Below are 20,636 nucleotides of genomic sequence, written 5' to 3'. Positions count from 1 at the left end.
GGGTCAGAGCACCTCCACCTTCGGTCCGGTCATGCGGTTGCGGGTGTCGAGGACGAAGGACGCGTGCTCCGCGATCATCCGGTAGTCGAAGGAGTCGTGGTCCGTGAGCAGGACGACCACGTCGGCGGCCGCCAGCTCCTTGCGGGTCGGCTCGACCCGCACGAGGCGGGCGTCGACCTTGATGTGCTCCACGACGTGGGGGTCGACCGCGCGGACCTTGGCGCCCATGTCGAGGAGGAGTTGGGCGATGCGTACGGCGGGTGACTCGCGCGCGTCGCCGGTGTTCTTCTTGTAGGCCAGGCCGAGGAGCAGGACCCGGGAGCCGTTGACGGAGCGGCGCTTGGCGTTGAGGGCGTCGATGACCCGGCGCGTCACGTACTCGGGCATGTGGTTGTTGATGTCGTTGGCCAGCTCGACGAAGCGGAAGTTCTGGCCGAGTTCGCGCTGCACCCGCCAGTTGAGGTACGAGGGGTCGATGGGCAGGCAGTGGCCGCCGACCCCAGGGCCCGGGGTGAACTTCATGAAGCCGAAGGGCTTGCTGGACGCGGCCTCGATGGACTGCCACACGTCGATGTCGAGGTGCCGGGCGAACATGGCGATCTCGTTGACGAGGGCGATGTTGACGTGCCGGAAGGTGTTCTCCAGCAGCTTGGCGAGCTCGGCCTCCTTGGGCGAGCGGACGGGGACGGTGGTGTCGACGAGCTCCCCGTAGAAGGCCTCGACGGCCTTCAGGGAGGCCTCGTCGACCCCGGATACGACCTTGGGCGTCTGCTGGAAGCCCCAGACGGTGTTGCCCGGGTCGATGCGCTCCGGGCTGTAGCCGAGGTGGAAGTCCGCTCCGGCGGTGAGGCCGGAGCCGTCCTCGAGGATCGGGGCGAACAGCTCCTCGGTGGTGCCCGGGTAGGTGGTGGACTCCAGGACGACGGTCGCGCCCGGCCGCAGGAAGCGGGCCAGGGTGCCCGCCGACTCCTCGATGTAGCGCAGGTCGGGGGCGCCGTCCTGTAACGGGGTGGGGACCGTGACGACGGCGACGTCGAAGCCTCCGCAGTCCCGGGCGAGTTCGCTCGGCCGGTAACTGCCGTTCGCCAGCGCCCGGCTCAGCCGCTCGGAGGAGACGTCCTCCACGTACGACTCACCGGCGGCGAGGCTCTTGACCCGCCGGGCGTCCACGTCGTACCCGATCACCTGGTGTCCGACCTCGGCGGCCCGGATGGCCAGCGGCAGTCCGACGTATCCCTGTCCCACGACGACGACGCGCATCAGTGACTCCTGTTCGCGGAACCGGTGGACGGTGTGCGGTGGATGAGCTCCCGGACCGTCATGAGGAGGAAGGCAGCGTTGGTGGTGAGGTAGCGCTTGCCGAGCCGGCGCGGCTCCTGGAGGGTGCGGTAGAACCATTCGAGTCCCATCCGCTGCCAGGCCAGGGGAGCTCGCTTGGTGATGCCGGCGAGGATGTCGAAGGAGCCGCCCACGCCGTGGACCACGTGGGCGCCGCTGCGTTGGCCGTAGCCGGCGGTGAAGATCTCCTTCTTGGGCGAGGTCATGCCGAGGAAGAGCAGCCGGGCGCCGCTGTCCGCGATGGCGTCGGCGATCGTCTCCTGGTCGCCGTCGCCGAAGTAGCCGTTGCGGCTGCCGGCCACCCGGAGCCGGGGGAAGCGCTCGGAGATCTGCCGGAGCATCGTCTCCAGGACGCTCTGTTCGGCGCCGAGCAGGTAGACGGGGATGTCCGCCACCTCGGCCGCGGCGAGCAGCCGCATGAACAGGTCGATGCCCGCGACCCGCTCCGGCAGCCGGACGCCGAGGATCCGGCCGGCCCAGACCACCGCCTGGCCGTCGGCCAGGACGAGGTCGCAGCCGGCGACCGCCTCGGCGAGGCGGGGGTCGCGGCGCATGTTGACCAGCTTGGCGGCGTTGACCATGCCGATCTCGATCTGTTCGCCGCGCCGCACCGCGTCCAGGCAGCGCTGCACGGTCTCGTCCATGGTCAGGGCGTCGAGCGACACCCCGAAGAGGGACGGCCGTGGGGATCGCCGCGGGGATTGCCGTCGCGTCATCTCGGCAACCCCCCGAGCCAGGCGAACAGGAGCCAGCCGAACTCGTACGGACGGCACTCGCGGTCCACCGAGCCGGGCCGGAAGAGCAGGTCCAGCGGTGCGAGCCGGGCCTGCGGGGCCACCTTGGTGGTGAGCCCGCGGGCGGCGCGTACGGCCTTCTTCGGATCGCCCCGGTAGACCTTGCGCCAGGTGACGCCGAAGTCCTCGCGGATCATCGGCTCGCGCGGGCTGCCGGTGGGCCCCGCGAGTTCGGGTACCTCCGTCATCCAGCCCAGCCCCCGGCGGATCGCCGCGCCGAAGTCGGTGCCGCCCGCGTCGGCCAGGTCGAGGAGGGCGGTCGGGGCCATCGCGTGCTGGTGGACGCTGTAGACGGGGTAGCCCTCCACCACACTGCCGCGGCGGGCGTCGTAGTGCCACCACCACTGTCCGCCGTCGCCCTGCAGGGCGCAGATGCGGGCGGCGCAGGCGTCGGCGGCCGCGAGGGCCTCCGGGTCGGCGCAGCTCGCGTGCAGCCGGGCCAGCGCCTGGAGCGGATACGTCTGGTCGGCGAAGCAGGCCACGTGGGACCGGTATCCCGGCACCAGGCCCGGACCGGTGGCGTGCGGGAAGAGCGGGCTGTCGGCGGCCTTGGCCGCCAGCAGCCGCCCGCGGGCGACCGCGATGCGGTCCTCCACGTCCACCGCGGCCCGCGCGGCCGCGAGGGCGGAGAGCACCCAGGCCGCCTCGACCGTGTACTGCGGCCGCCCGGGCACGTCCAGCGCGGCCACCCGGTCGAGGGCGTCGGACAGCTTGGGGTGGCCGGTCTCGGCGGCGGCCCAGGCGATCAGCGCCGCGTCGCCCAGGTTCACCACCCCCGCCAGCCGTTCCACGAGCAGTCCGGCGTACTCCTCGGCACTGCGCCCCCCGAACAGGGCGCGCTGCCGCTCCTCTGGCAGGAACCGGGCCCCGAGCGCGGTGATGGCCGCGTACCGGGTGCTGCTCCCGCGCAGTTCCATGCGGCGGGTGCCGTCGGGCGTGACCGTCCCCGCCCTGGTGAACACGAAGGTCTCGGCGTCCGGCAGGTACATCTCGGGCAGCCCCGCCTCGGCCAGCGCGAGCAGCCGCTCGGCGAGGGCGTGCAGCCGCAGGTCCGCTTCGGCCAGGGCTCCTAATCGTGCGGCGGTCATCGGGTCCCCACCCCGACTTCCCGGGTGCTGCGCGCACCCCGTGTGTCCGAGCTCTGCGGCTCCACCACACCTACCCCCTCTGATCGCTCCTCGGGCGGACCTGGCGGTCGTCGCCCTGCGGAGGGGAACTGCGCGTGACGACGCCGGCGCCCACGGCGTCCTCACGCCGATGACACGAGCCGTCCGACGGCCGCCACTGGACCCCCCAGCGATGCCCCGGACCGGGACACGCACGTGCAGCAGCGTCGGCGGGCGCGGTCAATCCGCGCCGCGCGGCTCTGCCCGCGGTGCCCTCGTCGTACACAACCCCCCACTGAACAAGGCCTGTTGCCTGCTCAGATCCCGTGTGCAGGGACACGGTATGCCCACGGATGTTCGTTGATTGTGGTTTTGAGGAAATGCCGGTGCCCCAAAATCTCCGACATTCCGTCAGGTTCGTTCGATGAGCGTGCCGTCCTTCTCGTCGTGCAGCGCTCCGGTGCTCGGGCACTCCCAGACGCCCGGCTCGTCCCCGCGCTCCACCAGACGGACCCCGGCCCGGCCCACCCAGCCGATCCGGCGGGCCGGCACCCCCGCCACCAGCGCGAAGTCCGGCACGTCCCGGGACACCACCGCGCCCGCCGCGACCAGCGCCCAGCGCCCGACGCGCACCCCGGCCACGCACACCGAACGGGCCCCCAGTGAGGCCCCCTCGGCCACCACGACCCCGGCGGGCTCCCAGTCGCCGTCGCGCTTGAGCCGGCCGTCGGGGTCCACCGCGCGCGGGTAGAAGTCGTTGGTGAGGACCGCCGCCGGGCCGATGAAGACCCCGTCGCCGAGCTCGGCGGGCTCGTAGACGAGTGCGTAGTTCTGGAGCTTCACGTGGTCCCCGATGCGCACACCGGGCCCTACGTACGCCCCGCGCCCCACGATGCACCCGCGCCCGAGCCGCGCGTCCTCCCGTACCTGCGCCAGATCCCAGATCGTGGTCCCCTCGCCGAGCTCGGCGCTCTCGTCGACCTGGGAGGAGGGTTGAATGCGGATACTCACGGCGCGGTCCCCTTACGGTGCGCAAGGCGTGCGGATGCACGGGTGTACGGATGTACGGCGTGCGGGAGTACGAAGCGAGCATATGCGCCCGCGCTCCACCCCACCCATGGATCAACCGACTCTCCGATCAACGCACTTGGAGTGACCGCAGGTCCGCAGGGCCCCGCCGCGCACCCTGCACGCCCGATCCGGCGCCTCCGAGTCCGTACCGGCGACAAACACGTCCGAGTCGGCGCGTTGGCGTGCGCGAAGTGGTGAAACCCGATCGGCTGTGGGGCGTTAGAGGGTCGGGCCGATCTTCGCCCGCGGTGCAGACGAGTACGAGGAGCATGATGACGAACCCGAGGCCGGCCGGACGCGGTCGGATGAAGCTGGCAGCCCGGTGCCGGGTGGCCACGGAGGCCCCCGCCTTCGGGTTGGTCGTCTTCTGCGCGATCCTGTTCAACGCGGGGCTGATGGGCGTGGAGACGTACAGCGGGCTCGCCGAGGACTACCAGCAGGTGCTGCGGGCCGCGGAGGAGTGCTGCCTCGCCCTGTTCACCGTGGAGATGCTGCTGCGCATCGGTGCCTTCGCGGACCGGCCGAAAGCATTCTTCCGCGACCCGTGGAACCTCTTCGACCTCGCGGTCGTGGCCTCCGCCTTCCTCCCGCTCGTACGCGAGAACGCCACCCTGCTGCGGCTGCTGCGGCTGGCCCGCGTCCTGCGCACCGCGCGGTTCCTGCCGCACCTGCGGATCCTGCTGATCGCCGTCGGCCGCAGCCTGCCGGGCACGGCCAGCTTCCTGTTCGTCGGCGCGCTGGTCCTGTACGTGTACGCCATGGTCGGCTGGGTCTGCTTCGCCGACTCCGACCCCCAGCACTACGGCTCGGTGGGCCGCGCCATGCTCACCCTGTTCCTGCTCACCACCCTCGACGGCCTGACCGACGCGGTCCGCGCCGGGCTGCAGATCTCCCGGCTCAGCATCATCTACTACGCCTCGTACGCGCTGCTCGCCTCCTTCGTCCTGGTGAACGTGCTCATCGGGGTCGTCCTCAACTCCCTCGACGAGGCGCGCGAGATCGAGGAGGCGGCCAACCGGAACCCCAAGCAGCCCGGGGCTCCCGGCCCGGTCGCCGGCCCCGGCCCGGGCGGCGGCCCCGGCACGGAGGGGGCGGACGTCAGGGAACGGATCGCCACGGCACGCCGCGCCCTGGACGAGATCGAGGCGAGCCTCACCGGGGCCGACGGCCGTCCGCCGCGGCGGCTGGAGGCCTCGCACAGCGGGCCGTGAGAGGTACGTTCACCCGCCCTCGGGGTCGGCGAGCGCGATGTCCCACGAACCGTCCGGGCGGCGCCGGACCGTCCAGCGGCCGGACCCGTCGCCGAACGGGAGCCGGGCATCCGCCTCGGACCGCAGGCGCACGGCCTCGAACCGCACCGGCCTGCTGAACCTCGCGTGGCTGAAACTCACCGGCCCCCCGAATATGGTCCCGGCGCCGAGCAGCTCCTGCTGCCACTGCGAATGCGAGAAGGACACGGACGCCGAGAACTCGGCCTTGCCCAGCTCGACCGGCCCCCGGAAGGACGTGAGGGTGAAGTCCGCCGGGCCTTTGACCCGGATCCCCGTCAGGTTCGAGGCCGCCTCGAACCGCGCCCGCGCGAAGGAGACTTCCTGCGCGAAGACGGATCGCCCGAACGCGGCGGTGCCACCGAAGACCGCGCGCCGGAACGTGGCCGTGTCCCGGAAGCGGCTCCGGTCGAAGGTGGCGCCCTGCCGGAACACGGCGTCGTCGAAGGAGACCGTCCCGAACCCGGCCTCGCCGAACTGCGCCCGCCGCTCGAACACGGCGTGGCGGAAGGAGGCGTGGCCCCGGAACGCGGGCTGAAAGGTTTCCCAGTCCTCCACGAAGCGCGCGTGGTCGAAGACGGGGTCGACCAGCATGAGAATTTCGGATTCCGGCTCCGTCAACGCCCCGAAGACCTGCCCGAGCAGGCCCTGCTCGAAGGTGGTGCCGCGGAAGTCCACCCGGGATTCGTGGTCGAGCGTCCTGAGGTACGCCTTCCGCTCCCGGCGCTCCAGATGGGCAAGGCACCGCTCGTACCCGGGCAGCCGGATGCCGATGCACCCGGCCGGGTCGGCCTCCGAGAGGGCCAGGCCGCAGGTCGGCCAGCCGATGCCCTCGTCCAGGCGTTCAGCGGCCTCCACCAGGGTGCGTCCGAGCTCCGCGGGGCCGCCGGTCCAGGTCCAGCCTTCCCCCTCGCGGCCCACCGGCGCCAGGAAGCGCAGCGCGACGGGCCCCAGGAGCGCGTCGAGGTTCTCGTGCACGTGCTGGGTGAGGGCGGGGACGACGGAGCCGGACCTCGTCTGCCGCCGCCGGGCGTCCACGAGCCCCGGGTGCCGGACGAGCCGGACGGCCTCCGCGGCTCCGGTCGCCACGGCGACGCTGATCGTGGGCTGCATGCCTTCCAACCCCCGGTCACCGTACGAGGCCCACACCCTGGGCAGTTCGGAGAGGAGCCGGCCCGCCTTGGCGAGGGCGCCCGGCGCGTCCAGCACGACGAGGACGGGCGCGCCCCGCGGGGCGCCGACCAGTTGCCCCCCGGCGTGCGCTTCCCCCAGGAGCCGCGTCAGCATGTGCAGCACCTCCTCGTTCGGTGAACTGCCGATCGGGTGGACGCCGTCGTCACCGGGCTGCACCGCCAGGCACACCTCCACCGCCGCTTCCACGGCTCCGGCGACCGCCGCCAGGCGTGCGCGCCCGTGGTCGGTGACGGCCGCGCGGAAGCCCGGCTGTTCCAGGAGGGCGTGGCCCGACAGGAACACCATGCGGTCCGGCCAGACCCCGTGGACGATGCCGGTCAGCTGCCCGTCGCGGGAGACCGGGCCGCCGCGGTAGTGCGTCCAGCTCTCCGGCTCGGCGGAGAGCCGGACCAGCTCGCCGTTGCGGGCCCCCTCGTACGGGACCACCTCGCCCGTCAGCGCGACGGGATCCCCCTGGTCCGTGCGGCCGTCGACGCGGACCCGGACGGCGTCGGCGCCGGGGTCCGCGGCGGACCAGACCACGGGATCGGACCACAGCGCCGAATCCAGGTCCGGATGCGGCTCCACCAGGTCCTCGTCGGCCAGCAGCAGCAACACCCGGGGCGCCGCGTCGTCCCACCACACCGGGCGGCAGGGGATCTCCCGGTCGCCGGCCCGCACCCAGGCGACCGTGGACCGGGAGGGCGTCGCGTCCCCGACCGTGAGCACCAGCCGTGGCGTCAGCAGGGTGCCCACCTCCTGCGGCTCCGGCAGCGTGTCGTACCGGACCCGTACGACCCGGTCGCGCAGGCCGGGCTCCGGCAGTGCGTGCGGCTGCGCCGCGAACGGAAGGGCCTCCTCGGCCACCCGGCGGCGGCCCTCCCGCCTCGCGACGACCAGGGTCGCGGAGAAGTCCGGGCCGGTGCGCCGGTTGCGGGACATGAATCCCCAGGTCTTCTCGCGCTGGCGGACCAGTTCCCGGACGGTGGCCACCTCCCCGCGCAGTTGCGAGCCGAGCAGGGCCTCCCGTACGCCGGGCAGGAACTCGAACTCCACGTCCTCGGGGTCCTGTTCCCCGCCCCAGGGCGCGAACAGCCCGCCCAGGGCGACCTCCGCCAGGTGGCCGTGTTCCGAGTCGCGCAGCAGGGAGCGCCGGACCAGTGTCATCACCGGCAGGGTCAGCGGTACGGCGGCCAGGTGGGCGGCGAGCTGCTGGGCGGTCGGGGAGGCGCTCGCGCGGAACCGTTCCACGATCTCCAGCGCGCTGCGGCCTCCGCCGGGGGCGGGTTCGTCCGGGGCGCTCGTGTACCCCGGCTCCGCGTCCAGCCGCAGGCAGGCCAGCCGCCGCCACCGGCCGTCCCCGGACACCACGCGCACCAGCCTGGCCAGGCTTCCCGAGGCGATGCCGACCACCGGGACCACGGCCGCGGCGGCGCGGCGGCGCCCGGCGCGGGCGCGGCGGGCGGCCGGCGCCTGCTGCCAGGAGCGGGTGGCGGCCGCGGGCCGGTCGGCGCGGACGGCGAAGGGCACGGGCCGTACGGCGCCGCGCGTCCAGAGTCGTTCGGGCAGGACGTTCAGGACGGCCACGGCGTTGTGCGCGCACCAGTGCCGGAGCACGCCCTGCACGGAGGCCTCCCGCCAGCCGCCCGCCACGGTGTCGGACAGGACGAGGATCAGCCGGCGGCCCGCCGGGTCGGCCAGTTCGAGGGGGTTGCGGGGCGGGCCGCCGCGGCCCCGGGTGACCATCGGGGTGGCACCGGATCCGGTGCCCGTCAGCTGCCAGGTGCGCACGTCGCGGAAGACCCCGCTGCGGGTGAACACGCGGCGGAGCTCGTCCACGAGGTCCGACCAGAGCAGCATCGAGTGGTGCGTGTCGACGACCAGCGCCAGGTCCAGCCAGCGGCTCTCGGCGGGGCGCAGGACCGGGGTCGGCACCATGCGCTCGATGCTGCGTTCCACTGTGAGCTGCTCGTCCAGTTCCTCCCCCGGGCCGCCGATGGAACGCCGGCCGACGGGGCGCAGGGAGCGCATCAGGGCGAGCGGATCGTCCAGGGAGGCGGCCCGGGGCAGCCGCAAGGGCGAGCCCCGGCGTCCCGCGTCGGCGTCGGCCGGTTTCCCTGCGGGGTCGCGTACGCCCGCCGGGAACAGCTGGACGGCCGGCTCGCCCCTGTACGGACCGAAGGACACGGCCAAGGAGTCGGTGTGCGGATCGGCTTCGGGCGAGGAGGGTTCGGGGGCCGGTGGCCGCTCACCCGCCGGGGCTGCGGCGGGTTCCTGGGGCGGGCGGGCCCCGGCCGGGGCCACCCGGGCCGCCAGCCACAGGATGTCGGCCATCTCCTCCGCCCCGATTCCGGGGTGGAGGCCGCTGTCGTCGGCGCCGTCGGCGAGGGCGGCGAACAGCTTCTCGATCACGCCGAAGGCCCGGTCAGGTGTTGCATGACGGTGGCCAGGAAGCGGTCGCGGTCACCGGCGGCCGACCAGGCACCGGCAAGGCGGAGCTGGATGGCGTTGAGGAGCTGGTCGGTGGCCAGGTCCCCGTCTTCTGCGCGGGCGAGGAAGCTGTGGACGAGTCCCTGGTACTCCTCGCTGGCCTCGATGTCGACACCGAGCCGGCGGCGCACGATCCGGGCGAGCTTCTCCGGTCCGGGCGGCTCCAGGTGGAGGCGGACGCAGCGACGCAGGAAGGCGGGCGGGAAGTCGCGTTCGCCGTTGCTGGTGAGGACGACGATGGGGAAGTACCGGCACTGGACGCGGCCTTGGGTGATCTGTACGGCGGAGTCGGAGTCGTCGTCGGTGCCCACGGCGATGGTGGGGTCCTCCTGGGCGAGGCGGGCCAGTTCGGGGATGACGAAGCCGCCGTCCTCGAAGACGGTGAGGAGGTCGCCCGGGAGGTCGATGTCGCTCTTGTCGATCTCGTCGACGAGCAGGACGCGGGGCCGGTCCTGCGGCAGCAGGGCGGTGCCGAGCGGCCCGAGGCGCAGATAGCGGGAGATCGAGGGGGCGGTGGCAGGTGGGGACGCCGTCGCGGGCCCGGCCGCGGAAGGCGCGGCGGCAGCGGCGCCCGGGGTGCGCAGCTGCTCCAGCCCGGCCTCCTGGAGCCGCCCGATCGCGTCGTACAGGTACAGCCCGTCCCGCAGCACGGTCCGGCTGGTGATCGGCCAGTGCAGTACGGGCCCCAGGCCCAGGTCCGAGGCGATGCTGTACGCGAGGGTGGACTTGCCGACGCCTGGCCTCCCGGTGATCAGCAGCGGCCGGCGCAGGTGCAGGGCCGTGTTGACCACGTCCTGCTCCGGCTCGTCGGGTACGTAGCCCTCTCCGCGCCGCCGGGTGCGCTCCCAGGCCGCCCCCTCGCACCCGGGCGGCGCGTACCCGGGGTCGGGGGTGCCGGTGAAGTCCCGCCAGGGCGGTGGGAATCCGGCCTCCAGGCGGGCACGCCGGTCCGCGCCCTCGCCGTTCCCGTGGTACAGCCACCAGTCCTTCACCACTGCCTGTGCCTCCATCATCGGTGTCGCCGTCCGTCAGTGGTCGGGGGTCAGGGGGGCATGTGGGTCAGGCCAGGGACCGCAGGCCCGGTACATCGTCGGGATCGTCCCACAACAGAACCAACTGGTCTGCCCCTGCCAGTGGTTGGTGGGCGCGTACGGGTCCCGCTCCCGCTCCGGCGGCCGCCCGGCGCACCTCCCGCACGCGTGCGGGCAGGGCGAGTACGTCCAGTGCGCCGGGGTCGGGGCGGCCGTCCGCCCCGGCCGGTGCGAGCAGGTCGAGGAGTGCGGGAGCCGGTACGCCGCCACCGCGCCGCCACACCGCCACCGGGACGCCCCCTTCGAGTACGGCCTCCAGCAGCCCGGCGTCCGGGGCGGCCGTCGTGTGCGCCAGGACGCATGCGGGCGCCGGTCCCGTCGCAAGCTCCATCCCGAGCGCGTCCGTGACCTCGGCATCTTCCACCACCCGGACGGCGTCGCGGTGCCGGCCGCCACGGGCGCACAGCCAGCGCCAGCTGGTGTGCCACTCGGCCCGGGTGTCCGCCCGCTCCTCCGGGCAGCACACCACCACCTGGTAGAGCAGGCCCAGGGCGCGGTGCTTGCCGGCCCGGCCGCGCGGCACCGGCCACTGGTCGAAGTCGGCGTTCAGCAGCTCGTACGGCACATGGAACTCGATGCGGTCCACCGTGCCGTACGACGCCCCGCCGATGAGGGCGAGTTGACGTACGAGCTCCTCCCGTACGCGGCCCAGCCGCACCGGCTTGCCCTCCGACTCCCATATGTGCTCGGCCCGTTCACCCCGCAGCCACATCCGGGCCAGGAAGCCGGGCTCCCCGCCCGGTGGCGTCTCGAGCCGGATGTGCACGGCCGAACCGCGGGGCGGGGGCGGGGGCGGGGGAAGCGCAGGCAGGACGAGCCGCTCCCGGGTGGTGCGCACCCAGGCCCGGAGCCGGTCCGCCCACTGCGCGTCGCCCACCGCGGCCCGCTCCGCGAGGAACCGTACGAAGGGCACGGCCAGCGGCATCCCACCGCGCCCGCCCTGGCGCTCGTCCAGGTCCTGGACCACGTCGAGGAGACTGTCCCCCGGCAGACCGCTGCGCACCGGGGTGGCGCAGCCGGCCATCTTGAACGCCCACGCGTAGGCCTCGTAGGCGCAGCGCGGCAGTTCGCGGCCTTCGAAGAGCTCACCGAGCCCGTCCCAGGCCGGCTGGTCGAGCCGGGCCGCCCTGGGCGGAACGGCCCCGACCGGATCCTCGCCGGGGAAAACGGCCCAGCCCGGATCCTCGTCGAGGAAGGAGCAGGCGTCCCAGTCCCGGTCCACGACGAACTGCGGAAGCTGCCAGCCCTCGCCGCGCTCGCGCAGCTTCTGAAAGGTGCTGTGGATCCTGCGGGCGGCGGCGGGCAGCCCGGCGACGCTCTCCCGTACGGACCACTGCCCGAGTTCGCCGAGCAGGGCCTCGGTGAAGCGGCCCGCGCCGCGCTCGGCGTCGTTCTGCGCGGCCTCGCCCTCGCGGGAGGCGTAGAGCCGGAACTGCCGCCGTCCGGGCACCGAACTGCCGCCGCCGTAGTCGGTGGTGCCGAAGTTCCAGCGGGTGTCGCGGGGTGCGTCGACCCGGCAGGAGTCCACGAGTGCGGCCTGGAGCCGGAAGCGCCCCTGTGGGACGAGGTCGGTGCGCCACCAGCGCTGCGCCGAGTCGAGGTTGAGGTGCCTGATCTGGCCGGGGCGGGCGTCGACGCAGGGCAGGAGCAGTTCCTGGCGCGGTCCGACGTAGCCGTGTCCGGCCCAGAAGATCCAGAGCAGATCACCGTCGCACTGCGGGAGTTCGTCGAACAGGGCCGATTTCACGTTCTCCTCGGTGGCCGGCCGGTACGTCTTCCGCAGGGCCGCCATGGCCGGGGAGTCCGACCAGTCGAGGGCGTCCGGCTCGTCGAGCGGGGACAGCAGCAGCCGGACGTTGCCGGGCGGCACCTGCGCGGGTCCGGTCAGCCAGCGGGCGAAGCGCAGGGCGTCGCGGGCCGGACCGCGCAGGTTCCAGCGGTGGCTGATGTCGTAGCGCTCGACCCCGGCGACGAGCGCGAAGGTGCGCCGCGGCCCGAGGGCCGGGGGCAGCAGGGCGGCGGGGGTCACCCGATGCCCGCGTCGGCCATCGCCTGTTCGATCCGCTCGTAGAGGGAGTCCTGTTTCCAGTACGCGCTGTGGCAGGCCGGGAAGGGCTGCCGGCTGCCGACCTCGTGGTCGGTGACGCGGGCATCGCCGGGGAAGACGGGGCCGGCGAGGTAGGCGAGCACGTCCTGGCGGTCGTAGACGTTGAGCCAGCGCGGGAAGCCGTACGGGAGCTTCTCGCCGGGCTCCAGCGCGGTCAGCGCGCCGAGTTCGTAGAGGAACGGGGCCTGGGAGCCGACGGTGACCAGCAGCTCCGCCCCGGGGACGGCCGCGCCGCGGGCGGCGGCGAGAGCGAGGAGGTCCACGAGGGCGATCCCGCCGAGGCTGTGGCCGATGAGTACGGTCGGCCCCGGATCGGCGGCGATCCGGGCGTGCAGGAACTCCCGCAGGTCGTGGCCGCGGGCCTGGTAGCGCAGGATGTCGCCGAGCGCGGGGGTGGCGCCGGCGGTGAGGGAACCGCGCCAGGCGTTGAGCAGGGGCTGGGTGGTGACCCGCAGGGCGAGCCGGCCGAGGACGGCGGCCGCGCGGGCGCCGGGCACCCGGGCGTCGCCGCCGAGGCGGGCGGCGAGCAGCTCGACGAGCCGGTCCCGTTCGGCTCCGGTGCAGTCGGCCTCGGCTCCGGCGGAGGCGAGCGCGGCGGCGGTGACGGCTCGGGCGAGGGCGGTGGCCAGCTCGCGGGCCTGCGGTTGGCCCGCGGCGCGGGCCCCGGCCCTGGCCGCTTCGGCGGAGCCGGTGGTGGACTCCAGGGCGGCGGGGAAGCCCGCGGCGAGGCCCGTGCCGTGCAGCAGGGCGCCGAGCTCGTCCCCGTCGCGCGGCGGCGCCGGCGGCAACGCGGCCAGCAGCCCCAGCACTTGCTGCCCTGCCGGCTGTACGCCGGGCATCGCGAAGCCGTCGTCCTCCGCGTCCTCGTCCGCGCCGCCCGCCCCCTCCCAGCCGGCTTCGGCGAGGACTCTGAGCTCGCACAGCGGGTCGGCGAGCAGCAGCGCCCACTCGGCCGTCTCCGCGTCCACGGGGTCCGGCGCGGCGTGCGGCCTCGGCCGCAGGCCGGGCACGGACCGGCCGCCCGCGCCGAGGGTCGCGCCGAACCGGTCGCCCCAGTAGACGGAGTCGACGGCCGCGTCGGGGAACCGGGCCGTCAGCCGCTCCCGGACCAGCGCGAACAGCCTGTCGTGCCGTTCGCGCCGCACCCCCGTGCCGTGGACAAAGAGAAAACGCATCGCAGCCCCGCCCCCCTCGTGCAGTCGCCCCGCCCGGCACCATAGCGCCGCGGGCCGAACAGGGGGCGCGGAACGGCGAGTTCAGCTCGGGGCCGTGCGGTGCCCGCCCGGCCGGAGCGGGTAACGTCACCGCTCGTGACCCCTGTACTGCGCACCGATCGCCTGCTCCTCGACCCGTACACCCCCGAGGACGAGGAGGCCTTCGTCGCCCTCTTCCAGGACACCCGCGTGTCCCGGTGGATGGGGGACGGCCCCACCACTGAGGCCGAGGACCGCGCCCTGTTCGGGCGGGTCTTCACGAAGGTCTACGCCCAGGACCTCTTCGACGTCTGGGCCGTGCGCCGGGACGGCCGCCTGATCGGGCACGCCGAGATCAAGCGGACCGACGAGGCCGACGGCCACGAGATCATCTACGCGCTGGCCCCCGAGGCCTGGGGATCGGGCCTCGGGACCGAGATCGCGGAGGCGATCGTCGCGTACGGCTTCGCCACCCTCGGCCTGACCGAGGTGCACGCCACCGCGGCCGCGTCCAACACGGCCTCGCTGGCCCTGCTGGAACGCATCGGCTTCACGCACGTCCGGGACGTCCGGGAGGAGGACGGCAGCACCACCCGCGTCCTGACCCGGCGACGCACGGCCCGGCCGCGCGGTTAGGCCGGGCGGTCAGGCGCTCGGTTAGGCCGGGCAGTCGGGCGCTCGGTTAGGCCGCGCAGTCAGGCCGGTTGCTCAGGCCGGTTGGTCAGCCGCGTGGTACGACCGTCGCCAGCACCTGGGGCAGCGGGTACCAGTCGGCGGAGATCACGGAGGCGTGGTGCCCGGCCAGGAACGCGAGGCGATCGCGGGCCTGGGCCTCGGTCGGGCGGGTGCCGTCGATCGCGGGGGCGACGTTGTGGGCGTCGGTGGCGATCAGCAGGTAGTGGTTGCGGTCGTACCAGCCCGTGTCGATGGCGCCCCCGGCGTACGCGCTCGCGTCCCCGTCGAAGACCACGAACCAGGGGCGCAGTCCGGCGTCGGCGTAGCGGGCGCGCGGGTCGCCCGCCTCGGCCCGGTGCACGGCGGGGAAGGCGGCGGCCTGCCCGAGCCGGCCCTGGGCGGCGAGGGAGCGCAGGTGGGTGGCGTACTCGCGGTCGGTCCACAGGGTGTCGGAGCTGTTGCCCTCCTCCACGGTGCCGGGGATCAGCTCCACGATGAACTTCCCGGCCAGCGCGGCGCGGCTGGGCCAGGCCCCGGCGCGGGCGGCCGTGTCGAGGTCGGGGTGTCCGGCCGCGAGCTGGCCGGGGCGGTAGAGGGCGTCGCCGAGCTTGCCGGTCACCAGCGCGTCGAGGTCGGCCGGGCCGCGGCCGAGGTTCGCGGCGAAGCCGTCCTTGAGCTCCAGTTTGAGGACGATCGGCCGGTGGCCGGGGTGGGCGTCGTGCCAGCTGCGGATGTCGGCGAGGCAGCCCGCGAGGTTCTGGTTGCGGGACTTGGTGCGGAGCTGGGCCGGGGTGGTGGCGTTCTCGCAGTTGCTGTCGTTGCCGAAGGGGTTGTTGTGGGAGACCCGCCACGAGCTGCCGAAGAAGTTGGTCCACACGTCGAGTTCGAGCATGGCCGCGCCGGAGTCCAGCGCGTCCGCGAAGTAGGGGTACTTGGCCTTCTCGTAGGCGTTGTGCACCCCGACACCGGTCGATCCCGCGTACGGGAGACCGTCGGAGGCCCGCGCCGGCGCGGCCGCCGAGGCGCCGGCCGGCGCCGTGCCCAGTGCGAGGGCCACGGCCACCAGCCCGGCGGTCACCGCGCCCGCCATCCGGTTCCGCATTCTCATCATCCGACTCCCGTCAGTCATGTGGTCGTCGACCATATGAACCGTCGATCATGCGCACGTCAAATCGCGTGGAGCGTAGGCCAGTTGGATGACGAGCGGAAGGCCGGGGGGTGACGCACACGGGGCGGCGGGGCCGGTTGTGAGAACGGACACGTCCCGTCGCCGGAACCCGGGGCGCCGTGCCCCCATCGAACGAAGAGTCGGATCATGTCTGCGGGGTGGGAGTGCCAGATGGTCAGCAAGGTTCACGGGCGGGAGCGGGGCCGGGCCGCGCGCGGCTCCGTCGTGGTCGGCCTCCTCTGCACCGTGGTGCTCGCGGGCACCGGGTACGTCGCCTGGGAGCTGCGCGGCATCGCCGCCAACCGCGCGGACGGGGATCCCTCGCAGGGCACCTACCAGCAGGACCCCGAGCGCGCGGACAAGACGGCGGCCGCCGTGCTGGACGGGATCGTCCGCGAGGACCCGGAGCCTCCGACGGACGGCAAGGCCTTCGCCGACGGGAGCACCCCGGTGGACTGGCGGTCCGCCGGATGGCAGCCTTCCGACCCACTGGAGGCCCGGCCCGCCCCCGCCGAGCCCGCGATCGGCGCGCTGTTCTCCCCCGGCACCGACGGCGACCCCGACCACCACTGCTCGGGCGTCGTGGTCCACTCCCCCGGCGGCGACCTCATCGCCACCGCGGCCCACTGCGTGTACGGCCGCGGCTTCCGCACCAACCTCGCCTTCGCCCCGGGCTACCGGGACGGCGTGGCGCCGTACGGCATCTGGGTGCCCACCCGGATCGACGTGGACCCGCGCTGGACCGAGGACCAGGACCCCGACCACGACGTCGCCTTCGTCCGGCTGCGCCGGCCCGGATACCCCGGCCAGCGCCTGGAGGACGTCACCGGGGCAGAGACCATCGCCTTCCGGCCCCAACTACCCGCGCCCGCACGGCTCGTGGGCTACCCGAATGACTCCGAACAGCCGCTGGAATGCCGCAACACCGCCCGCGCGGCCGGGCCGACGCAGTTGCGGCTGGACTGCGCGGACGTCCCCAACGGCACCAGCGGCGGCCCGGTGCTGACCGACCGCCGCACCCTGATCGGGGTGATCGGCGGCCGCGACGGCGGCGGCGACGACCAGACCTCGTACAGCAGTTACTTCGGCGACGGCGCCCGGGCCCTGTACGAGCGCGCCACCAAGTGAGTCGTGCAGTGCCCGTCTCCGCCCGTGCTGGGTGGTTGTCCGTATCGTCGTCGCTCATGCTGCCGAGTCTCCGGCGCAGGAAGCGTCCGGGTCAGGCACAGGCCGGGGCGGACGGAGGCGTCCCGGGGGCGGACGGACTCACATCGGGGCGCCTGCGGGCGGCCTCGCGGCCGTGGCTCAGCGCGGCAGGGAGGCGTACGAGACGCCCGTGAGCTTCTCGGAGGCGGCCCAGAGCAGTTCGCCGGACCTGTCGTCGAGGGTCCACTTCGCCCTCCAGGACCGCACCGGCACGCCCCGCCACCCGAACCGCGGGCCGATGAACGCGTCCGGCCGGACCCCGGGCGCGGTGGCCGCGTAGAGGGTGGGCAGCGCGCCCGCGGACGCGGGCTGGGCGACGAACGCGTTGCCGAACGCCGCGACGCGCGAGTTGAGGCTGGGGCCCTCCAGCTTCGCCGCTCCGGCGTGGAGGTTGCTGGAGGCGTAGCCGGGGTGGGCGGTGGCGGCGGTGATCGTGGAGCCGGCGGCGGCGAAGCGCCGGGACAGCTCGTGCGTGAAGAGGAGGTTGGCGGTCTTGGAGCGGCCGTAGGCCTTCCAGCGCCGGTAGCCGTGCGCGCCGCCGCCACCGCCCAGGGCCTCGGGGTCGACGAGGTCGGGGGCGCGGAGGCTTCCCAGGACGTGGAAGCCGCTGGAGACGTTCACGATCCGGGCCCCCGGGGCGGCGGCCCGCAGCCTCGGCAGCAGCAGCCCGGTCAGGGCGAAGTGGCCGAGGTGGTTGACCCCGAACTGCGCCTCGAACCCGTCGGCGGTGCGCCCGTAGGGCAGGGCCATCACGCCCGCGTTGTTGACCAGCAGGTCCAGGGACGCGAAGCGCTTCGCGTAGGCCGCGGCGAACTCCCGTACGGAGGCCAGGTCGGCGAGGTCCAGCGGTATGAACTCCACCTCGGCTCCCGGCACCTCCGCGCGCAGCCTCACCTCGGCGGCCTTCCCGCGCGCCGCGCTGCGGCAGGCCAGCACGATGCGGGCGCCGCGCCGCGCGAGCTCCCGGGCGGCGATGTAGCCGATCCCGCTGTTGGCCCCCGTCACGACCGCGGTCCGGCCGCTCTGGTCGGGGATGTTCGTGGCGTTCCAACCGGGCATGGCGACTCCCTCGCGATCGGTGGGTTACCGACAGTAGACGGGGCTCGGCGAGGGGCGGCAGCAGGGGTCGTCCGTGCAGGCCAGTAGGCTGCGGTCCACCCCTTGTCCCTTCCCGCCCCCGAGGTATCGCGCAGTGAGCTCCGCACCGCCCCCCATACCAGTGACGGTCGTCGGCCTCGGCGCCGACGGCTGGGCCGGGCTCACCGCCACCGCGCGGTCCGCACTGTCCTCGGCCGAGGTGCTGATCGGCGGGCCGCGCCAGCTGGACCTGCTGCCCGCCGGTGAGTGCCCGGGCCTGCGGGTCTCCTGGCCGAGCCCGCTGCGCCCCGCGGTGCCCAAGCTGATGGCCGAGCACGCCGGCCGCCGGATCGCGGTGCTGGCCAGCGGCGACCCCATGTTCTACGGGATCGGCCGCGCCCTCGCCGAGGAGCTCGGGCCACAGGCCCTGCTGGTCCACCCGCACCCCTCTTCCGTCTCCTACGCCTGCGCCCGCCTGGGCTGGCCGGTGGAGGACACCGAGGTGATCACGGTGGTCGGCCGCCCGGTGGCCCGGCTCGCGGCCGTGCTCCACGAAGGACGCCGGGTGCTGGTGCTCAGCGCCGGAGCGGCGTCCCCGAACGAGATCGCTGCTCTGCTTCGAGAGCGTGGCTTCGGCCCGAGCCGGATGCGGGTGCTGGAACAGCTCGGGTCCGAGCGCGAGGACGCGTACGAGGGCCGCGCGGAGAGCTGGGACCACGCGCCCGGCGACCCCCTGAACGTGGTGGCCCTCGACTGCAGCCGCGACCCGGCCCACGACGCACCGCGCCTCGGCGCGACCCCCGGCCTGCCGGACGCCGCGTACGAACACGACGGCCAGCTCACCAAGCGCCACGTCCGCGCCGCCACCCTGTGCGCGCTGGCCCCGGCCCCCGGCGAGCTGCTGTGGGACATCGGCGGCGGCTCCGGCTCCATCGGCATCGAGTGGATGCGTACGCACCCCTCGTGCCGGGCGGTGGCGGTCGAGCGCGTCCCGGAGCGGGCCGCGCGGATCACCCGTAACGCGGCGGCCCTCGGCGTACCCGGTCTGCGCGTGGTGATCGGCGCCGCACCGGAGGCGCTGGCCGGACTCCCGGCCCCCGACGCGGTGTTCATCGGCGGCGGACTGACCGCGCCGGGCCTGCTGGACGCGGCCTGGGCGGCGCTGGTCCCCGGCGGCCGGCTGGTGGTGAACACGGTCACCCTGGAGTCGGAGGCGGTCCTCACCGACCGCTACCGGCGCCACGGCGGCGAACTGGTGAAACTCGCGGTCGCGCACGCCGTGCCGGTCGGCGGTTTCACGGGCTGGCGGCAGGCGATGCCCGTCACCCAGTGGTCAGTGACGAAGTCGACGAGCGAGAAGGATCTCTGACATGACCGTGTACTTCATCGGTGCCGGCCCCGGCGCCGCCGACCTGATCACGGTGCGCGGTGCCCGGACCCTGGCCGCCGCCCCGGTCTGCCTGTACGCGGGCAGCCTCGTCCCGCGCGAGCTGCTGGCCGAGTGCCCGGCGGACGCCCGGCTGGTCGACACCTCGCAGCTGAACCTGGACGAGATCGTCGCCGAGTGCGTACGGGCCCACGCGGCGGGCCAGGACGTGGCGCGGCTGCACTCCGGCGACCCGTCGATCTTCAGCGCGGTGGCGGAGCAGATGCGGCGGCTCAACGCGGCCGGCATCCCCTACGAGGTCGTCCCGGGCGTACCGGCGTTCGCCGCGGCGGCCGCCGCGCTCAAGCGGGAGCTGACCGTCCCCACCGTCGGCCAGACGGTGATCCTGACCCGGATCGCCCAGCAGGCCACCCCCATGCCGCCCGGCGAGGACCTGGCCACCCTGGGCCGCAGCGGCGCCCTGCTGGTCCTGCACCTGGCCACCCGCTACGTGGACCGGGTCGTCGACGAACTGCTGCCGCACTACGGTGCCGAGTGCCCGGTGGCGGTGGTGGCGATGGCCAGCCGTCCCGACGAGCTGATCCTGCGCGGCACCCTGGCCGACATCGCGGCTCAAGTGAAGGAGGCGGGCCTTGTCCGCACCGCGGTCATCCTGGTGGGCCGCACGCTGGGGGCGGAGCAGTTCCGCGACAGCCACCTCTACTCGCCCGAGCGCGACCGGCATGTCTGCTGAACCGCACCCCCTGCCGCCCCACCACGTGCTGATCCTCGGCGGCACGACGGAAGCCAGGCAGCTCGCGGAGGCGCTGGCATCCGACCCCGCGGTCCACGTGACCACCTCGCTCGCGGGCCGGGTCACCTCGCCGGTGCTCCCGCCGGGCGAGACCCGGATCGGCGGCTTCGGCGGCATCGCGGGCCTCGCGACCTGGATCATCGTCAACGACGTCACGCGCGTCGTCGACGCCACCCACCCCTTCGCGGAGCAGATGAGCTTCCACGCGTCCGAGGCCCAGGCCCTCACGGGTGTCCCGCTGCTGGCGCTGCGGCGCCCCGGCTGGACGCCGCAGCCGGGCGACGACTGGACCTTCGTGGACTCCCTCGCCGAGGCGGCGGCCCTGCTGCCCGGCTCCGGCTCCCGCGCGTTCCTGACCACCGGCCGGATGGGCCTTCACACCTTCGCGCACCTCACCGACACCTGGTTCCTGGTGCGTTCGGTGGATCCGCCGGCCGCGCCGGTGCCGCCGCAGCTCGAAGTCCTGCTCGCCCGGGGCCCGTTCACCCTCGATGACGAGCGGGAGCTGCTGACCCGGCACCGGATCGACGTCCTGGTGACGAAGGACAGCGGCGGCTCCGCCACCGCCCCGAAGCTGGCCGCCGCCCGCGAGGCGGGCATCCCGGTCCTCGTCGTACGCCGCCCCGCGGTGCCGCAGGGCGTGGCGGAGGCGGATTCGGTGGCCGCGGCCCTGCGGTGGATCGGTTCGGAGGCGTGAAA

The 20,636-nt window shown here is 74.1% G+C and carries 16 protein-coding genes; 6 read left to right on the top strand and 10 right to left on the bottom strand.

Annotation, left to right across the window (positions count from 1 at the left end; all coding sequences use genetic code 11):
• Positions 1–3: 3 nt before the first annotated feature.
• The 4 genes from ACZ45T_RS17460 to ACZ45T_RS17445 all read right to left on the bottom strand — a co-directional run bounded on the left by ACZ45T_RS17460 (position 4) and on the right by ACZ45T_RS17445 (position 4,249).
• Positions 4–1,260 carry a nucleotide sugar dehydrogenase gene (locus ACZ45T_RS17460; protein ID WP_468442091.1) on the bottom strand — a complete coding sequence of 419 codons (1,257 nt, stop codon included), beginning with the start codon at positions 1,258–1,260 and terminating at the stop codon, positions 4–6.
• Complete coding sequence (locus tag ACZ45T_RS17455) at positions 1,260–2,003, bottom strand: WecB/TagA/CpsF family glycosyltransferase (RefSeq protein ID WP_468442089.1); 744 nt, start codon at positions 2,001–2,003, stop codon at positions 1,260–1,262. The genes ACZ45T_RS17460 and ACZ45T_RS17455 overlap by 1 nt, the downstream gene beginning before the upstream one ends.
• 47 nt (positions 2,004–2,050) lie before the next feature.
• Positions 2,051–3,220, bottom strand: coding sequence for a hypothetical protein (locus ACZ45T_RS17450; protein WP_468442087.1), 1,170 nt, complete (start codon positions 3,218–3,220; stop codon positions 2,051–2,053).
• Positions 3,221–3,649: 429 nt separating this feature from the next.
• A complete protein-coding gene (locus ACZ45T_RS17445) occupies positions 3,650–4,249 on the bottom strand; it encodes an acyltransferase (RefSeq protein ID WP_468442085.1) in 600 nt (199 codons plus the stop codon).
• 365 nt (positions 4,250–4,614) lie between these two features.
• Between ACZ45T_RS17445 and ACZ45T_RS17440 the strand changes: the two genes are divergently transcribed.
• Positions 4,615–5,520 (top strand): ion transporter, encoded by a 906-nt coding sequence (locus tag ACZ45T_RS17440; RefSeq protein ID WP_468442083.1) that lies wholly within the window; start codon positions 4,615–4,617, stop codon positions 5,518–5,520.
• Positions 5,521–5,529: 9 nt separating this feature from the next.
• On the opposite strand, the gene ACZ45T_RS17435 is transcribed toward ACZ45T_RS17440, so the two are convergent.
• The 4 genes from ACZ45T_RS17435 to ACZ45T_RS17420 are packed head-to-tail and all read right to left on the bottom strand — an operon-like array spanning position 5,530 to position 13,613.
• Complete coding sequence (locus ACZ45T_RS17435) at positions 5,530–9,162, bottom strand: SAV_2336 N-terminal domain-related protein (protein WP_468442081.1); 3,633 nt, start codon at positions 9,160–9,162, stop codon at positions 5,530–5,532.
• A complete protein-coding gene (locus ACZ45T_RS17430; RefSeq protein WP_468442079.1) occupies positions 9,159–10,253 on the bottom strand; it encodes an AAA family ATPase in 1,095 nt (364 codons plus the stop codon). Before ACZ45T_RS17430 ends, ACZ45T_RS17435 begins: the two co-directional genes overlap by 4 nt.
• Positions 10,254–10,299: 46 nt before the next feature.
• Positions 10,300–12,360, bottom strand: a complete 2,061-nt coding sequence (locus tag ACZ45T_RS17425) for a VMAP-C domain-containing protein (RefSeq protein ID WP_468442077.1) — start codon at positions 12,358–12,360, stop codon at positions 10,300–10,302.
• Positions 12,357–13,613 carry a hypothetical protein gene (locus tag ACZ45T_RS17420; RefSeq protein WP_468442076.1) on the bottom strand — a complete coding sequence of 419 codons (1,257 nt, stop codon included), beginning with the start codon at positions 13,611–13,613 and terminating at the stop codon, positions 12,357–12,359. Before ACZ45T_RS17420 ends, ACZ45T_RS17425 begins: the two co-directional genes overlap by 4 nt.
• A gap of 135 nt (positions 13,614–13,748) precedes the next feature.
• On the opposite strand from ACZ45T_RS17420, the gene ACZ45T_RS17415 reads away from it, so the two are divergent.
• The gene (locus ACZ45T_RS17415) at positions 13,749–14,267 is read left to right on the top strand and encodes a GNAT family N-acetyltransferase (RefSeq protein WP_468442074.1); all 519 of its coding nucleotides are present in this window, start codon (positions 13,749–13,751) and stop codon (positions 14,265–14,267) included.
• 85 nt (positions 14,268–14,352) lie between these two features.
• Here the strand turns inward: ACZ45T_RS17415 and ACZ45T_RS17410 are convergent, their stop codons facing one another.
• Positions 14,353–15,408, bottom strand: a complete 1,056-nt coding sequence (locus ACZ45T_RS17410; RefSeq protein WP_468442364.1) for a phosphatidylinositol-specific phospholipase C domain-containing protein — start codon at positions 15,406–15,408, stop codon at positions 14,353–14,355.
• Positions 15,409–15,645: 237 nt separating this feature from the next.
• Here ACZ45T_RS17410 and ACZ45T_RS17405 point away from each other — a divergent pair, with 237 nt between their 5' ends.
• A complete protein-coding gene (locus ACZ45T_RS17405; RefSeq protein ID WP_468442072.1) occupies positions 15,646–16,602 on the top strand; it encodes a trypsin-like serine peptidase in 957 nt (318 codons plus the stop codon).
• 177 nt (positions 16,603–16,779) lie between these two features.
• On the opposite strand, the gene ACZ45T_RS17400 is transcribed toward ACZ45T_RS17405, so the two are convergent.
• Positions 16,780–17,739, bottom strand: coding sequence for an oxidoreductase (locus ACZ45T_RS17400; protein WP_468442070.1), 960 nt, complete (start codon positions 17,737–17,739; stop codon positions 16,780–16,782).
• 133 nt (positions 17,740–17,872) lie between these two features.
• On the opposite strand from ACZ45T_RS17400, the gene cbiE reads away from it, so the two are divergent.
• The 3 genes from cbiE to ACZ45T_RS17385 are packed head-to-tail and all read left to right on the top strand — an operon-like array spanning position 17,873 to position 20,634.
• On the top strand, positions 17,873–19,126 hold the full coding sequence (gene cbiE / locus ACZ45T_RS17395; protein WP_468442068.1) for a precorrin-6y C5,15-methyltransferase (decarboxylating) subunit CbiE: 1,254 nt from the start codon (positions 17,873–17,875) through the stop codon (positions 19,124–19,126).
• A gap of 1 nt (position 19,127) precedes the next feature.
• Entirely contained in the window at positions 19,128–19,877 is a 750-nt protein-coding gene (gene cobM / locus ACZ45T_RS17390; protein ID WP_468442066.1) for a precorrin-4 C(11)-methyltransferase, read from the top strand.
• Positions 19,867–20,634 (top strand): cobalt-precorrin-6A reductase, encoded by a 768-nt coding sequence (locus ACZ45T_RS17385; RefSeq protein WP_468442064.1) that lies wholly within the window; start codon positions 19,867–19,869, stop codon positions 20,632–20,634. Before cobM ends, ACZ45T_RS17385 begins: the two co-directional genes overlap by 11 nt.
• The last annotated feature ends 2 nt before the right edge of the window (positions 20,635–20,636 follow it).

It is taken from the genome of Streptomyces sp. NPDC030995 (assembly GCF_055571215.1).
The sequence above is the reverse complement of the archived record's forward strand: the minus strand, read 5'-3'. Positions and strand labels throughout refer to the sequence as shown.

What these genes read in the sequence shown, in the direction of transcription:
- ACZ45T_RS17460 (WP_468442091.1), bottom strand. Translation starts at nt 1,260, where the DNA reads ATGCGCGTCGTCGTCGTGGGACAGGGATACGTCGGACTGCCGCTGGCC.
- ACZ45T_RS17450 (WP_468442087.1), bottom strand. Translation starts at nt 3,220, where the DNA reads ATGACCGCCGCACGATTAGGAGCCCTGGCCGAAGCGGACCTGCGGCTG.
- ACZ45T_RS17440 (WP_468442083.1), top strand. Translation starts at nt 4,615, where the DNA reads ATGAAGCTGGCAGCCCGGTGCCGGGTGGCCACGGAGGCCCCCGCCTTC.
- ACZ45T_RS17430 (WP_468442079.1), bottom strand. Translation starts at nt 10,253, where the DNA reads ATGATGGAGGCACAGGCAGTGGTGAAGGACTGGTGGCTGTACCACGGG.
- ACZ45T_RS17420 (WP_468442076.1), bottom strand. Translation starts at nt 13,613, where the DNA reads ATGCGTTTTCTCTTTGTCCACGGCACGGGGGTGCGGCGCGAACGGCAC.
- ACZ45T_RS17410 (WP_468442364.1), bottom strand. Translation starts at nt 15,408, where the DNA reads ATGCGGAACCGGATGGCGGGCGCGGTGACCGCCGGGCTGGTGGCCGTG.
- ACZ45T_RS17405 (WP_468442072.1), top strand. Translation starts at nt 15,646, where the DNA reads ATGGTCAGCAAGGTTCACGGGCGGGAGCGGGGCCGGGCCGCGCGCGGC.
- ACZ45T_RS17400 (WP_468442070.1), bottom strand. Translation starts at nt 17,739, where the DNA reads ATGCCCGGTTGGAACGCCACGAACATCCCCGACCAGAGCGGCCGGACC.
- cobM (WP_468442066.1), top strand. Translation starts at nt 19,128, where the DNA reads ATGACCGTGTACTTCATCGGTGCCGGCCCCGGCGCCGCCGACCTGATC.
- ACZ45T_RS17385 (WP_468442064.1), top strand. Translation starts at nt 19,867, where the DNA reads ATGTCTGCTGAACCGCACCCCCTGCCGCCCCACCACGTGCTGATCCTC.